The organism is Streptomyces sp. NPDC001770 (genome assembly GCF_053596135.1).
On the sequence record NZ_JBSFFN010000011.1, the window covers coordinates 109,799 to 125,107 of the forward strand.

The 15,309-nt window shown below is 73.8% G+C and carries 11 protein-coding genes; 1 reads left to right on the plus strand and 10 read right to left on the minus strand.

What is annotated here, in order from left to right; all coding sequences use genetic code 11:
- Positions 1-3 precede the first annotated feature (3 nt).
- The 3 genes from ACWCSV_RS12730 to trpS form a co-directional block, all read right to left on the minus strand.
- Positions 4-513 carry a hypothetical protein gene (locus ACWCSV_RS12730; protein WP_451141365.1) on the minus strand — a complete coding sequence of 170 codons (510 nt, stop codon included), beginning with the start codon at positions 511-513 and terminating at the stop codon, positions 4-6.
- A gap of 138 nt (positions 514-651) precedes the next feature.
- Complete coding sequence (locus ACWCSV_RS12735) at positions 652-1,248, minus strand: 2'-5' RNA ligase family protein (RefSeq protein WP_451141367.1); 597 nt, start codon at positions 1,246-1,248, stop codon at positions 652-654.
- Between the two features lie 132 nt (positions 1,249-1,380).
- Positions 1,381-2,394, minus strand: coding sequence for a tryptophan--tRNA ligase (gene trpS, locus ACWCSV_RS12740; protein ID WP_451141369.1), 1,014 nt, complete (start codon positions 2,392-2,394; stop codon positions 1,381-1,383).
- 310 nt (positions 2,395-2,704) lie between these two features.
- Between trpS and rocD the strand changes: the two genes are divergently transcribed.
- Positions 2,705-3,913: an ornithine--oxo-acid transaminase gene (rocD, locus tag ACWCSV_RS12745; protein WP_451141371.1), complete on the plus strand. Its 1,209-nt coding sequence runs from the start codon at positions 2,705-2,707 to the stop codon at positions 3,911-3,913.
- A gap of 48 nt (positions 3,914-3,961) precedes the next feature.
- Here the strand turns inward: rocD and ACWCSV_RS12750 are convergent, their stop codons facing one another.
- From ACWCSV_RS12750 to ACWCSV_RS12780, 7 genes are all read right to left on the minus strand, one after another.
- Entirely contained in the window at positions 3,962-6,553 is a 2,592-nt protein-coding gene (locus ACWCSV_RS12750) for a glycoside hydrolase family 9 protein (RefSeq protein ID WP_451141520.1), read from the minus strand.
- A gap of 391 nt (positions 6,554-6,944) precedes the next feature.
- Positions 6,945-8,231, minus strand: coding sequence for a WXG100-like domain-containing protein (locus tag ACWCSV_RS12755; RefSeq protein WP_451141373.1), 1,287 nt, complete (start codon positions 8,229-8,231; stop codon positions 6,945-6,947).
- Positions 8,231-8,707 carry a hypothetical protein gene (locus ACWCSV_RS12760; RefSeq protein WP_451141375.1) on the minus strand — a complete coding sequence of 159 codons (477 nt, stop codon included), beginning with the start codon at positions 8,705-8,707 and terminating at the stop codon, positions 8,231-8,233. The genes ACWCSV_RS12755 and ACWCSV_RS12760 overlap by 1 nt, the downstream gene beginning before the upstream one ends.
- Positions 8,708-8,910: 203 nt before the next feature.
- Positions 8,911-11,811: a polysaccharide lyase family 8 super-sandwich domain-containing protein gene (locus ACWCSV_RS12765; RefSeq protein WP_451141377.1), complete on the minus strand. Its 2,901-nt coding sequence runs from the start codon at positions 11,809-11,811 to the stop codon at positions 8,911-8,913.
- A 135-nt stretch (positions 11,812-11,946) separates the two neighbouring features.
- On the minus strand, positions 11,947-12,975 hold the full coding sequence (locus ACWCSV_RS12770; RefSeq protein WP_451141379.1) for a Gfo/Idh/MocA family protein: 1,029 nt from the start codon (positions 12,973-12,975) through the stop codon (positions 11,947-11,949).
- Positions 12,972-14,285: a GntR family transcriptional regulator gene (locus ACWCSV_RS12775; protein WP_451141381.1), complete on the minus strand. Its 1,314-nt coding sequence runs from the start codon at positions 14,283-14,285 to the stop codon at positions 12,972-12,974. Before ACWCSV_RS12775 ends, ACWCSV_RS12770 begins: the two co-directional genes overlap by 4 nt.
- Positions 14,286-14,302: 17 nt before the next feature.
- Positions 14,303-15,184 (minus strand): carbohydrate ABC transporter permease, encoded by an 882-nt coding sequence (locus ACWCSV_RS12780; RefSeq protein WP_451141383.1) that lies wholly within the window; start codon positions 15,182-15,184, stop codon positions 14,303-14,305.
- Positions 15,185-15,309: the final 125 nt, after the last annotated feature.

Below are 15,309 nucleotides of genomic sequence, written 5' to 3' on the forward strand. Positions count from 1 at the left end.
TGGTCAGTACCCCTGTCTGCGGGACCAGGAGAGCATCCGGGCCGCGCCGATGACGAAGGTCGCCGACCAGGTCACCACGAAGGCGACCACCACCCAGAGGTTCCCGGTGATCATGCCGGCGCCCAGCAGGACGAACGAGACGACGGCCAGCAGCACGAACGTGCGGCGGGACCTGATCAGCCGGCCGAAACGGCCGGGGCGGTGCGGGGTTCCCGGGATCTCGGCGCGCGGGTCCGGTGCGGGGCGGTGCGGGGCGGCCGGTGGCCCGGCCGGCGGCCCCGGTGGTGCTCCGGCCAGGGGTTTCGGGTGGGAGTCCGCGCCGTGGCCCCTGGGCGCCCCTGTGCCGGAGCCCTTCCTCGGTGGCCTCTCCAGGAGGCCGCGCTCGCCTCCCACGTCGCGCTCGCCCTCGACGTCGCGCCCGAACTGGACGGCGGGATCGTCGGGGAAGTCCCGCGCGAGCGAGGCTTCCAGTTGCGCCAGGATCTGGCGTTCACGGCTGGAGAGCGGGACCACGCGGACCACCTCCGCGACAGTGACGGATGACGGGACGACGGCCGGGCCGTCGCTCCTCCCTGTGGAAAAATTTTCCCACTCGAACGGCCCACTGTCCCTCCGGCACCGGAGGCCCCAGGTCAGGCCGGTCCGTGGAGGTCAGGCGAGGCCGTGGAGCGAGGGCTCGTCGGCGGAGAAGCCGCTCTGGACGGGTACGGCGGGCGTCCCGCCGCCCGCGCCGAACGGGAACTCGTTGATCTTGCGCCAGACGCTGTCGGTGCCCTGTTCGTACAGCGCGAAGGAGGTGCAGGTCCAGGCCGCCTCGTACTCCGCGAGCTCCTCGTAGGCCCGGTCCATCGCCTCCTCGGGGATGGAGTGCGCGACGGTGACGTGCGGGTGGTACGGGAACTGGAGCTCACGGGTCAGCGGACCCGAGGCGTCCCGGACCCGCTTCTGGAGCCAGGCGCAGGAGGAGGCGCCTTCGACGACCCGGACGTAGACGACGGGCGAGAGCGGGCGGAAGGTCCCGGTGCCGCTCAGCCGCATCGGAAAGGGCCGGCAGTCCGCGGCGATCCTGGCGAGGTGCGCCTCGGCGGCCGGCACCTCGTCCGCTTTCGCCTCGGTCGGCGGCAGCAGGGTCACGTGCGTGGGGATGCCGTGCGCGGCCGGGTCCCCGAAGCCGGCACGTCGCTGCTGGAGCAGGGTGCCGAAGGGCTCCGGGACCGCGATCGAAACGCCGAGCGTTACGGTCCCCACGTCGTTCTCCTCTGTCGTCGATCGATGGTGCTCGATGACCGCGCGCGCCGGGCGCCGCGGCACCGGCGGTCGCGCGGGGCCGTCGCCGCAAGTGTGCCGCGCGGCCCCGTGCTCCCGCCAGGGTCCTTCGACTCAGTGCTTGGCGGGCAGGAGGCCCATCCGGTCGTACGCCTGCGCCAGCGTCTCCGCGGCGACCGTCCGGGCCTTCTCCGCGCCCTTGGCCAGCAGGGAGTCCAGCGTCTCCGGGTCGTCCAGGTACTCCTGGGTGCGGGTACGGAACGGCGTGACGAACTCCACCATGACTTCGGCGAGATCCGTCTTCAGCGCGCCGTACATCTGCCCCTCGTACTTCTGCTCCAGCGCCTCGACGGAGGTACCGGTGAGGGTGGAGTAGATGGTCAGGAGGTTGCTGACGCCCGGCTTGTTCCCGGCGTCGTACCGGATCACCGTGTCGGTGTCGGTGACGGCGCTCTTCACCTTCTTGGCGGTGGTCTTCGGGTCGTCCAGGAGGTTGATGAGGCCCTTCGGCGTGGACGCCGACTTGCTCATCTTGATCGACGGGTCCTGGAGGTCGAAGATCTTCGCCGTCTCCTTGAGGATGTACGGCGCCGGGATGGTGAAGGTGTCGCCGAAGCGGCCGTTGAAGCGCTCGGCGAGGTCGCGGGTGAGCTCGATGTGCTGGCGCTGGTCCTCACCGACCGGGACCTGGTTGGCCTGGTAGAGCAGGATGTCCGCGACCTGGAGCACCGGGTACGTGAAGAGGCCCACGGTCGCCCGGTCGGCGCCCTGCTTGGCCGCCTTGTCCTTGAACTGGGTCATCCGGGAGGCCTCGCCGAACCCGGTCAGGCAGTTCATCAGCCAGCCGAGCTGCGCGTGCTCGGGGACGTGGCTCTGCACGAAGAGCGTGCACCGCTCGGGGTCGAGACCGGCGGCCAGCAGCTGGGCCGCGGCGAGGCGGGTGTTGGCCCGCAGCTCCTTCGGGTCCTGCGGCACGGTGATCGCGTGCAGGTCCACCACCATGTAGAAGGCGTCGTGGGACTCCTGCAACGCCACCCACTGGCGCACCGCGCCCAGGTAGTTGCCGAGGTGGAACGAGCCTGCGGTGGGCTGGATTCCGGAGAGCACGCGAGGTCGGTCAGAGGCCATGTGCCCATTGTCTCAGGTGCGCAACCGATCCCGGGCAGCCGGTACTCGGGAATCCCCTGGGCCCCCCGGGGCGGCCCTGTTCAGCGGTGTGCGGGCCCGGCGGGGCGGGCGGTGAGAGGAGAAACACGTTGCCGGGGGCGGACCCGGCGTGCGGGGCGCGGCGGGCACGCCGGTGCGGCGCGGGTTTCCCGGGCGGCAGCGCGACGGAACGATACAAAGTGGGCGACACCCCGCCCGCAGCCCTCGACCCGGGCGCGACCCGCCCGGTCCGCACCGCACCCGCCCGCGCCGCACGACGAACGGAGACCCCGTGTCGACCACGGAGAACACCCTTGCCTCCACCGAGGCCCACAGCGCGCACAACTACCACCCGCTGCCCGTCGTCGTCGCGACGGCGGACGGGGCCTGGATGACCGACGTGGAGGGGCGCCGCTACCTCGACCTGCTGGCCGGGTACTCGGCGCTCAACTTCGGCCACCGCAACCGCCGGCTGATCGACGCGGCGAAGGCGCAGCTGGACCGGGTGACGCTCACCTCGCGGGCGTTCCACCACGACCGCTTCGCCGCGTTCTGCAGGGAGCTCGCCGAGCTGTGCGGCATGGAGATGGTGCTGCCGATGAACACCGGCGCCGAGGCGGTGGAGACCGCCGTGAAGACCGTGCGGAAGTGGGGGTACACCGTCAAGGGCGTGCCGGACGGCATGGCCAAGATCATCGTCGCGGCGGACAACTTCCACGGCCGCACCACCACGATCGTCAGCTTCTCCACGGACCCGGAGGCGCGCGCCGACTACGGGCCGTACACCCCCGGGTTCGAGATCGTGCCGTACGGCGACCTCACCGCGATGCGCGACGCGATGACGGAGAACACCGTGGCGGTGCTGCTGGAGCCGATCCAGGGCGAGGCCGGGGTGCTGGTGCCGCCGGCCGGCTATCTCGCCGGGGTCCGTGAGCTGACCCGCGAGCGGAACGTGCTCTTCGTCGCGGACGAGATCCAGTCGGGGCTGGGCCGCACCGGGCGGACCTTCGCCTGCGAGCACGAGGGCGTGGTGCCGGACATGTACGTGCTGGGCAAGGCGCTCGGCGGCGGGGTGGTGCCGGTGTCGGCGGTGGTGTCCTCGGCGGCGGTGCTGGGGGTGTTCCGGCCCGGCGAGCACGGTTCGACGTTCGGCGGCAACCCGCTGGCGTGCGCGGTGGCGCTGGAGGTGCTCGCGATGCTGCGGACCGGCGAGTACCAGGCGCGGGCGGCGGAGTTGGGCGCCCATCTCCACCGCGAGCTGGACCGGCTGGTGGGCGGCGGCGCGGTGGACGCGGTGCGCGGCCGGGGGCTGTGGGCGGGGGTGGACGTCGCCCCGGCGCTGGGCACCGGGCGGGAGATCTCGGAGCGGCTGATGGAGCGGGGCGTGCTGGTGAAGGACACCCACGGCTCCACGATCCGGATCGCGCCGCCGCTGGTGATCGAGCGGGAGGACCTGGACTGGGGGCTGGACCAGCTCCGCGCGGTGCTGAGCGGGAAGTAGGGAAGCGGGGGTGTCCGGCGGTTCGGCCGGACACCCCCGCTCACGGGACTACGCGGTGGAGCAGGCGTGTCCGCCGAGCTTGAACACGGCCGGGTCGGGTCCGGCGGCCGTTCCCGTGGTGTTGAACCCGAAGTCGGCGGTGGCGCCCGGGGCGAGGGCACGGTTCCAGTCCAGTGGCCTCGCCGTGACCGTACGGCCGCTCTGGGCGAGGTCCGCGCTCCAGGTCTGGCCGATCCGCTGTCCGCCCGGGAAGAGCCAGCTCAGCTGCCAGGCGGGGAGCGGGGCGGAGCCGGTGTTGCGGACCCGCACGGTGACGGTGGAGCCGCCGGTCCAGGCGTGCGAGGCGTAGGTCACCTGGCAGACGCGGTCGGCGCGGTCGGCCGCCGTACGGCCGTCGCCCGCGTCGTCCAGGTAGGAGGCGATGAAGGCGAGCGGCGCGTTCCAGTTGATGGTGACCTCGTTGGTGGCCCAGGAGCCGTTGTCGTCGAGGTAGCACATGGCCGGGGCGCAGCCGCCGAGCTTCTCGGCGGCGGCCGGGTCTCCGGCGGCGACGGCGGTCAGGTTGGGTCCGCCGGCGATGGTGCCGGGGGGCGGGTGGGGCAGGTCGGGGTTGCTCTGGTGGGCCCAGAAGCGGTGGTGCTGGTTCTCGGAGTACCGCTCGCCGTACCCGGTGACGTACGACCGGTTGAGCGGGTTGCGGCCGAAGAGGTAGTCCGCGCCGCGCAACACGGCTTCCTGGTAGGCGGGTTCGCCGGTGAGGTCGTGGGCGACGGCCAGCACCACCATGTTGTTGAGCACCTGGCTGTTGGAGCCCCAGGCGTAGTCCTCGCCGGGCGGGGAGTAGGGCAGCCCGTAGAGCTCGGCCGCCGACTGTGCGGCGTAGCGGTCGGCTCCGGCGGTCACGACCGAGCGGACACCGGCGAGTTGGGTGGCGGTGAGGTCGTTGGGGACGGTCGCGAGGGTGAGCACGCCGAGCCCGGCGGTGGAGCCCCAGGAGATGCCGCCGCCGGCGCTGAAGATCTTGTCGGCGTCGCCGTGCAGCGGGGAGGCGAGCAGCGCGTTGCGGTACGCCGAATCTCCGGTGGTGGTGAAGAGTTCGGCGGCGGCCCAGTAGAACTCGTCGCTGACGTCGTTGTCGCTGTAGGTCCCGCCGCCGGTGCCGTCCGCCGGGTCGGCGTAGACGGCGGGGTGGGCCAGAGCCGCCTTCCAGGCGGTGGTGGCGGCCCGGAGGCAGCGGTCGGCGAACTCCTGGTCGTACGGTGCGTACAGCCGGGCGCACTGGGCTCCGGTCGCGGCGAGGTTGAGGGTCGCGGCGGTCGACGGGGCGTGCAGTTGGCGGGGTTGGGGGTCCTGGTCCGGGCGGGTGGGGATGCCGGTCCAGGCGGCGTCGTGCACCTTGTGGTGGACCATGCCCGCGAGCGGCTCACCGGCCGGTACCTGCATGCGGATCAGGAAGTCCAGCTCCCAGCGGGCCTCGTCGAGGATGTCGGGCACGTCGTTGCCGCGTTCCGGTACGCGCAGGGCGCCGTCTGCCAGTTGGGCGCTCTCGGCGTCGTCGGCGGTCAGGGTCCGCTCGTACGTGGACATGAGCTGGGCCACCGAAATACCGCCGTTGACCACGTACTTGCCGTGGTCGCCCGCGTCGTACCAGCCGCCCGAGACGTCGAGGCGGTAGTCGCAGACGCCGGGGACGCAGGGCACGTCGGTGTCGCCCTGGTTGGGGGCCGTACCGGCGTGTCCGGCGGGGCGCGCGTACTCCTCGCCGACGAGGTCCGCCTCGATCGGAATGCCGCTGCGGTTGTGGTAGAAGTACGCCAGCGCGTCGGAGCGGAGGCCGTCGTAGAGGTCCGCGCGGACCGAAAAGGGCTCGCTGACCTGCCCGTCCACGTCCACGGTGTAGCCGTCGCCGACGGTGGTGAGGGCGCTGAAGTCGAAGGTGTGGACGCGCTGCCGGGAGGTCGGGTCCTCGCCGCCGGGGACGGTGGTGCCGGTGGCGGCGGCGGTGCCGTCGGCCGCCTTCACCGTCCAGGTCAGCGGTGCGTCGGCGTCCGTCACCACGGTGCCGCTCTTGGTGCCGTACGGGAGGTAGCCGACCTGGTTGACGCGGACCGGGGAGCCGGTGTCCGGTACGTAGACGGGCGGTTCGGCGCCGCCGCGCAGGGAGACGTCGTCGAAGCAGAAGGTGGCGGCCCGTCCGCCGCCGATCTGGAGGGCGACCTGGGCGCCCGGCCGGTCGGCCGTGGCGGTGAACGCGTGGGTGACCGTGACCGGTTCGGTGCCGACCGGGTCGGCGGTGGCGAGCTCGGTGGTCCAGGGATCGACGGCCTCCTGGACGCGGGTCTGCACGGTCAGCGGCGCGGTGGAGGTCGCGGTGTAGCTCAGGAGGTACGTCTCCCCCGCCACGAGGGGCACGTCGTTCTGCCCGACGATCACGTCCCAGGCGTTGGCCGTACCGGCCGGGACGTCGGCGCACAGGCGCCCGTCGACGACCGTCCCGGAGGTGTTCGCCGTCCACCACCAGGGCGCGGTACCGGCGGAGAAGTCGCCGTTGGTGATCTGCTCGGCGCCCGGGGCGGGTTCGTCGCCGGCCGCCCGCTCGACGGCGGCCGCCCCGGGGGCGGCGAGCAGCGCGGCGAGCAGCGCGACGGCGGCCGGGGCGCCGAAGGCACGGGCGGCGGACCGGGCGGAGGGCCGGGCCGCGCGACGCGGGAAACGCGCACGCGGGGCGAGCGGGGGGCGGGGACGCTGGGGTGGGGCGTTCACCGGGACACCTTTCGTCGTTCGTCGGCACGGGGTGCGGGGCGGTACGGGTACGGGGTGCGGGGCGGCTCGGGGCGCGTGGTGCGGGCGGCGCGGGGTGCGGGCAGGCGTGCGAGGGTACGGCTCACGGCCGCATGGCGGACACGAGCGTGGGGCAGCACATGGGAGCGCTCCCATACGCGGGCCTATTGTGTGGTCGAGCGATGCAGTTTCGCCAGGGCCATGACAGACCTTCGATTCCGGTGGCCGGAAACGGCCAGGGAACGGCCGGTCAGTGCACCGTCTCGGAGTCCGTCTCAACGTCCGCCCAGGGGTTGGGGCCGGGGTCGAAGGGCTCCGTCGTGGGGGATCCGCCGGGCGGATCCTCTCCCCGCAACACCCAGGGCACGTCCTGCCAGACCTCGTGGCCCTCCTCACCAGTGGGCTCCCCGGCGTACGGTCCGGCGGCCGACGGCTCTACGGCGACGGTCGCCGGCCGACTGCCCACGCTGCCCACCGAAAACTGGGAGACGGTCTCCCCCGAACTCTCCGTCGAACTCTCCTCCGACGGCGTTCCGGGTGACGGGGGCCCCTCAGATTCGGCGGTGCCCGGTGCCCCGGCCGGGTTCTTCGGCAGGCCGTCGAGCAGGTTCTCCAGGTGGTCGGCCGGCGAGATGGATCCGATGTTCTTCGGATTCATCCCGGTGTGGCGGGCGCCCCAGGCGCCGTTGAACGCCCCGTTGGCCGCACCCGCGATCCAGTCGCCGGAGAGCCCGAACACCGCGTCCTGCGCGGCCCCTTCGGCGGAACCGGCCAGCGCGGAGAAGCCGATCCCCGACACCACGCCGGCGGCGCGGCTCCCCGCGGCTCCCAGTGCCGCCAGGCCGGCGCCCCTGGTCACGCCGTGGGTCGCTCCGCCTGCGAGCAGGCCCGCCCCGAAGCCGACCGCGCCTCCGACCGCACCGTTGACCGCGGCAACCGCCAACTCGTCGCCGTCCAGGGAGGTGCGGTGGTGCTGGCCCAGTTCGATGACCTGGGCCAGCAGGGCGAACCCGACCTGGGCCACCACCGATTCGGCGACGCGGACGAGAGCGTGGGTGACCGCGCGCCGCAGGAAGGCCATGCACAGCACCCGGGTGGCGGCGATCTCCCCGGCGGCCGCCGCGGGACCGCCGCACAGCAGCAGGACGGTCATGTCGATCATCAGCTGTACGGCGAGTACGACCAGCGCGCCGATGATCTCGATGCGGAGGGTCTCGATCTCGTTGGCCAGCGTGTCCAGCGCCTCGGCGGCCTCCTCGCAGCAGGTGATGGTCAGCGGCAGCACGGCGTCCTCGCCCGGACCGGCCAGCCGGTCGAGGAACCCGTCGACGGCCTCGCGGGTCTGCCCCTGGAGCCCCGCGTCGACCCGCGCGCGGACCTCGGCCACGTCCTGGGCGCAGGAGCGCATCGTTTCCGCGCAGGCGCGCCATACCGCCGCCTCGGCGCGCAGAGCGGTCTCGTCGCCGGTCGGCCACTTGTTCCCTACGACGACGAGGAGCAGGTTCTGCAGCTCCGGCGGCACATGGTGGGCGTCCATCAGCCCGCCTCGCCGTCCGCAGGCCACGTCAGGCCCGAGGCGGTCGCCTCGGCCTCGTCCTCGGCGCGTACGAAGCCGCGCCGCGCCGCGTCCAGCGAGTCCGCGAGACCCGCCAGGACGGCCGGCAACTCCCGCACCGTCTGCACCAGGTCGTCGCGCGGCCCGGCGAACACGTCGCCGAACCCCACTCCGAGGCCGGGGTCGTCCCCCCAGGGCGCGGCGCCCGACCGCTCCACCGCGGCCCGGACGTCGGCGGCGGCGCGGCCTGCCGCGTCGGCCGCGGTCCGGGCCGCCTCGACCGCGGCGGCCAGCGCCGCGAAGTCCACCACCAGCAGCCCCGTACCACCGGGCGCCGCCCCGGGCGTCGTGGGCAGCGTCAGGTCCGGCGACGGGGCCGAGACCGGGACGTTCCGGTAACCGCCGACGGGACCGGGCACCTCGGCCGACAGATTCGGCAGACCAGGACCGGGCGACACGCGACCCCCTCCGGACGCCTGCCGCCGCGTCGGGCGGTCCGGCGCGGTGAGTACGGCAGCACCCGCCCACCGCATCACCGGCCCGGCCCTGTCGGGCGCGCCTTGACACCCTTCCAACGGTCACCGGCCGCATCCTGACGCACCCCTGACACCACCGGTACCACCGGAGCGGCCGGGGCGGCCGGGGCGGCCCGGTGCCTGGATCAGCCGAGCGTCACCGTCAGCACCGGCGGATACGCCTTGTTCTCACGCGAGTTGAGGACCACGGCGAGTCCCGGCGCCGCCTGGGCCAGGGCGAGGGAGACCGGTCCGGGGGCCGCCGCCGTGACGTGGGCGGTGACGTCGAAGGTGAGCCAGGACGGTACGGCGGTGGCCGCGGCGTCCGCGCGGGCCGCGCCGAGGGCGGGGCGGGTGTTCCAGGTGAGGGCGGGTTCGGTCCAGTCGGTGCCGGCCACTCCGTACGCGGTGACGACGGCGTCGGTGCCGCCGGAGTCGGAGACGAAGCCGTGCGCCGAGAGGGTGGCGGAGGTGATCCGGCCGGTGAGGGCCGAGGTGTCGAAGCGGAGGTACGACTGGCGGTTGTAGCCGCTGCCGGTGGCGTTCTTCACCACCAGGGTGGTGGCGGTGCCGTAGGAGGTGCCGGCGTACGCGCCGTCCCGGACGTACCCGTCGGCGACGGGAGCGAGGGCCGCGCCGGTGACCGTGAAGACGGCCTCGGCGGTGGCTCCGGCGGCGCCCGTCGTGTTCACGGTGAGGGCGAGGGTGGGCGCGGCGGTGTCGACGGTGATCCGGGGGTCGGTGCGCACCGGCGTGCCGGTGTGGACGAGCCGTACGGTGACCGAGGAGGCGGTGTGCGTGGGGTCGGAGACCGCCACGGTCAGCGTGGACCCGGTGCGGCGCAGGATCACCGAGCAGGGCGCGCCGACCGTGATGCCCGCGGCCGTTCCGGCCGTGAAGAAGTTGGCGGCGACGACTCCGGAGCCGTTGTCCCGGATCGCCTGTACGGCCGGGGTGTTGGCGAGGATCTCCACAGTGGGAGCGGCCGCGCGGGCCGCCGTGCGGGAGGCGTCGGCGCCCGGCAGCAGGACGTAGGCGTACGCGCCGGTCGCCGGGGCGGTGCCGTGGGAGAGGCCGAGGGTGAGGTAGCGCCGGGTGGTGGCGGTGGTGGTGCCGCCGGTGTTGATGTCGTGCCAGGAGCCGGTGCGGTCCGTGCGGTCGGCCTTGACGGTGGCGCCGCCGGGGAAGAGGTAGCCGCCGACCCCGGCGAGGTGTGCCCAGCCGGTGACGGCGAGGGCGGCGGACCAGCCGGCGGTGGAGGGCTGGGCGGTGCCGTCGACGGTGAACTTCGGGGTGCGGGCCCCGGGGGCGCCGAGGTTGCGGTGCTCGACGGTGGTGGTGACCTCGGCCCCGCTGCCGCCGGTGATGCCCGCGCCGAGGCAGACGACGGAGTCGTCCAGGCAGAACCAGGACTTCTTCGCGGTGAGGGTCGATCCGTAGCTCCGGAAGTCGAGGCCGAGGCTGCCGTACGTACCGCCGAGGCTCGCGCCGCCCGCCCAGGTCGCGGCGGGCCGGGTGCCCGTACCGGCGGCGTCGGCGAGGGCGAGGGCGTCGGTGGTGGTGCCGGGCATGCGCTTCGGGTCGGCGGTGGGCCAGAAGTCGTCGGTGAAGTGGCCGGGGTCGCCGGCGAGGTAGAGGTAGGCCATGCCGTCGCCGGTGTGCCAGCCGTGCAGGTTCTCGCCGTTCATCGACTCGTACCGGGCGATGCGCGCGGAGGAGAGGGCGAGCGCGAGGGCCCAGCCCCTGCCCCGGTGCACGGCCCGGTCCATGTTCGGGAACTGGACGTGCCCGACCGGTTCGGGGAGGGCCTCGACGCCGCTGTCGTTCAGCACGGGGGCGGCGAGGGCGACCCCCGCGATCCCGGCGGTGGCGCTGTAGGGGGCGTACGCCTCGCCCCGGGTGATCCACCCCTTCGCCAGGCCCTTGAAGCGGGTGGCCTGGGCGGTTGTCGGGGCGGAGAGCGCGGCGCGCAGCACGGCCTGGGCGGTGAGGTTGCCGTCGTAGAAGTCGGTCTCGGCGGCACGGCTGACCGCCCGGCCCCGGACCGCGTCCATGCAGAGGCCGTTCCAGATCCAGGGGGCGAAGGCGGTGTCGACCGAGGTGTGGATGTGCGCGGCGGCGGGGTCGGTCACCTCGTGCGAGGAGCCGTGCAGCAGCTGGAAGAGGCTGGTGAGCCCGCGCAGCAGCACCATGCCGTACGTACCGGTGTAGGGAGTGTACGAGTGCTGGACGAAGGACCCGTCGGCGTAGAGCCCGTCGTCGGATGTGACGTACGGGAACACGTCGGAGAGGCCCGCGACGGCGGCGGCGAGGCGTTCGTCGCTGCGGCCGAGGACACCGCGCAGGGCGACGACCTGGCAGAGGTCGACCCGGTTGGCGCCGGTGGAGGTGGTGCGGTCGGCGCCGTAGCGGTTCTGGGTGGGGTCGGGCACGAAGTGGTCGATCGCCGCCGTCCAGTCGGCGATCCGGTCCTCGGTGAGCAGCGGGTGCACGAGGGTCATGGCGTTGGTGAGGGCGACGGGGCAGCCGATCTCCCACTCCCACCAGTTGCCGCTCTCCACGGCCGTGGCGTGGTACGCCCGGGCGTGCAGGAAGTCGAGCCCGGCCACGATGTCGGCGCCGAGCCCGGCGGAGCCGTGCAGGGCGCGCCCGGTACCGTCCGTGGCCGTGGTGCCCTCGGTGGCGTACGCGGTGGCGAGCGAGGCGAGCGCCTTGTATCCGGCGGTGATGTTGGCGGGGACGGTGAGCGGTTTGCCGGGCCAGAGGGAGCCGGCCCCGGTGTCCGGGGCCATGGTGTTCCACAGGTCGGTGGCGGTGGTCGAGAGCACGGCGAGCGCGGGGGCGTAGCCGGCGTCGGTGGCGTCGATGTCGCCGCCGGTCAGCAGGGCGGCCCAGGTCTCGCGCAGGAGGTCGAAGGCGTCGCCGTCGGCTGCCGCCGGGGTGGCGCCGGGCAGCAGCTGGAGGCCGCCCGCGGCGCCGGCCGCGGCCAGCGCCAGGGCGGACAGGAAGCCGCGGCGGCCGAACGGTACGGCGGTGGTCTCGTGCACTGAATCCTCCTCGGGGGCGGAGCTTCGGAACGTGCGGTGGTGCGGGGGCCTCGGTGGTGCCGTGGAGAGCGGTGACAGGGGTCGGGCGGCGAGGGTCGGGCGGCGAGGGTCGGGCGGTGGCGTCGGGCGGTCGTCTCAGGCGGCGGGGGCGCCGACCGGGGCGGGGGTCTCGGCGCGCTCGCCGGTGGCGCTGGAGCGGTAGACGGCCTCGACGACCTCGACGACGTGCCGTCCGTGGTCCGCCGGGACGGCCGGGGCCTGTTCGCCGCGTACCGCCGCACCGAACGCGGCGAGTTGCGCGGCGAACGCCCGGGGCACGTCCTGGGGGGATTCGGCGGCGAGCACCTCGGGGGCGCTGCCGGGCGCGTGCTCGGTGTGCAGGGTCGCGCCGGAGCCGCGTGCCACCCGGATCGCGCCGCGCTCGCCGATCAGCAGCAGTTCGTCGCGGGAGGGCAGCCCGGTGCTGGTGACCCCGATGTGCCCGACGAGGCCGCCTTCCAGTTCCAGCCGGGCCATCATGTCGGTCTCGATGCCGGGCAGCGCACCGGCCCGGTGCACGGCGTTGGCGCTGACCGCGCGGACCCGGCGGCCCGCCAGCCAGACGAGCCGGTCCACGCAGTGCGTACCGATGTTGACGAAGACGCCGCCGCCGGAGACGGCCGGGTCGAAGAACCAGGCGGGGCGGCTGCCCGGCCGGTAGTCGGTGGAGCGCCAGTCGCTGACGGCGAGGAGTTCGCCGACGGCACCCGCGTCGAGGGCCGCGCGGGCCGCCGCCATCGGGGGCAGGAAGTGCTGGATGTGCCCCACGAAGAGCACCACCCCGGCGTCCGCGCAGGCGCGCTCCATGACCGTGCACTCGGCGGAGTTGGTGGCCATCGGCTTCTCGACCAGGACGTGCAGCCCGGCGTCCGCGCTGTCGGTCACGATCGCGGTGTGCAGCGCGTGCGGGGTGTTGACCACGACGGCGTCGACGGTACCCGAGGCGATCAGCGCGCGGTGGTCGGTGAACACGGCGGCGCCCAGGGGCTCGGCGACCCCGCGCGCGGTGGCTTCCACCAGGTCGCAGACGGCGGTGACGCGTACCCCGGGGGTGGTCGCGGCGGCCTGCGCGTGCAGCACGCCGACCGCGCCGGCGCCGATCAGACCGAGCCGAATGTCCGTCACGAGGTGATCTCCCGTTGCTTGGGTGCGGAGGTGGGGGTGGGGGTGGTCGAGGCGGGGGTGGGGGTGGTGCCGGGGCGGGTGGCCGCTTCGGGACCGGTGGGCCGCGCGCCGCAGGACTGGCGGACGGTGATGCTGGGGCGCAGCAGGATGCGGTGGCGTGCCGATCCGGGCTCGCGCAGCCGCCGCAGCAGCGTCTCGGCGGCGGTGCGGCCCAGCAGGTGCTTGGGGGGCGCCACGGCGGTGAGCGGGATGTCGGCGAGGTCGGCGATCTCGTCGTCGTACGCGACGAGGGCGAGGTCGCCGGGGACGGTGAGCCCGGCCCGGCGGGCGGCGCCCTCCAGGAGGGCGGCCTGCCGGTCGCCGAAGCAGACGGCGGCGGTGGCTCCGGCCGTGCGGAGCACGGCGAGCGCCCGGTCGGCGGTGGCCGGGCTCCACTCCTGCCGGGGTGCCTCGAACTCCACCGTGGCGCAGCCGAGTTCGGCGGCAGCCTGCCGGTACCCGTCGATCAGGGGCGGGGCGGTCGGGGCGGGGGCGCGCAGCACCAGGCCGATGGAGCGGTGACCGAGTCCGGCGAGGTGCCGTACGGCGTCGTAGGCGCCCGCCTCGTGGTGGGTGCAGACGTACTCGCTGGTGTCGCCGAGCGAGGTGCCGCGCCGCTCGATCAGTACGACGGGTACGGGCAGGGCGGCGATCCGCGCCAGGTAACTCTCGCGGTGCTCCGGTCCGTTGAAGGTGGGGACCAGCAGCAGCCCGTCCGCCCCGCCGTCGAGGAGGTCCGCCACGTCCCTGGCCTCGCGCTCCTGGTCGTACCCGGAGCAGGTGAGCAGCAGGCGGGCTCCCGCGGCGGAGAGTCCCTCCTCGATGCCCTGGAGGACCTGCGGGTAGTAGAAGGTGGTGTCGGGGACGAGTACGCCGATCAGGGCGCGGGCGGCCCGGGGGACGCCGGGCGCCAGGACGAAGGTGCCCGAGCCCTGCCGTCGCACGACGAGTCCCTCGGCGATGAGCTCGTCGACCGCGCGCCGCACGGTGGAGACCGAGGACCCGTTGCCGAGGGCGAGTTGCTTCTCGGTGGGCAGCCGTCCGCCGGCCGGCCAGACGCCGTCCCGCACTTGCTGACGCAACTCCTGGGCGAGCTTGCGGAACTTGAGGTCCTTGGGCCCCTCCGCGCCGGCCGGCCCCTCCGCGCCGGCCGGCCCGGCCGCGCGGCCTGGCTTCCCCTCGGGCGCGCCACCGGGCATCCCGTCGGGCAGGTGGTCGGGCATGTCTTCGGGCATCCCGTCGGGCAAGTCGCCGGGCATCTCGTCGGGCATGTCGTCTCCCTCGCAGGTCACTTGACGGAGCCGACGGTCATGCCTTCGATGATCCGGCGGCCCAGCCATACGTAGCAGGCGAGGACGGGCAGGACGACCACGGCCACGCCCGCGAACAGGCCGCCCCAGTCTGCGCCGTTGTACTGCATCTGCTGGAGGAAGCCGAGGAGTGCCAGGGAGAGCGTCTGGTGGTCGGTGTTCTGGATGAAGACGAGGGAGAACACGGTCTCGCCCCAGTGCTGGATGACGTTGAGGATCAGCACGGTGACCAGGCCGCCGCGCGCCAGCGGCAGCATGACCTGCCAGAACGTGCGGAAGGCGGACGCCCCGTCCAGCGCGGCGGCCTCCTCCAGCTCCACCGGCAGGGTGGAGAAGAAGCCGGTGAGGAAGAAGACGGCGAACGGCAGCGAGGTCGCGACGTAGACCACGATCAGGCCGAACAGGCTGTCGACGAGGAGGAGTTTGTTCATGACGACGAAGAGCGGCAGCATCACGACCTGGGCGGGGATGCCGAGGCCGAGGGCGAAGAAGAGCACGAAACCGCCGTTGAACCGGGTGGTGACCCGGCTGAGGACGTACGCGGCGGGCGCGGCGAACACGAGGGTGATCACGGCGGTGCCCGCCACCACCACGACGGTGTTGAGGGCCGCCGGTCCGAAGTTCCCCTCGCTCCAGGCCCGCGCGTAATTGTCCCAGTGCAGGGAGCCCGGCAGGTGCCACGGGGAGCTGAAGATCTCGTCGGCGCTCTTCAGCGAGGAGAGCAGCAGCCACAGCCCGGTGAGGACGTTGAAGCCTGCGACGATCCAGACCAGGGGGACGCCGAGGACCTGGGTGGTGGTGAGCCGGCCCCTCATGCGGGCGAGGCGGCCGGGGGGACGACCGGACGTGGTGACGGCCATGGCGGCGGGGCCTCCTGTGGTCTGGGGGTGCGGGGTGTCTCGGGAGTACGGGGGACGGCTCCGGGAGTACCGGCGTCCCCGGGCGCGATCCGGCCGGGCAAGGGCCGCGCGGCCATGACCGCACG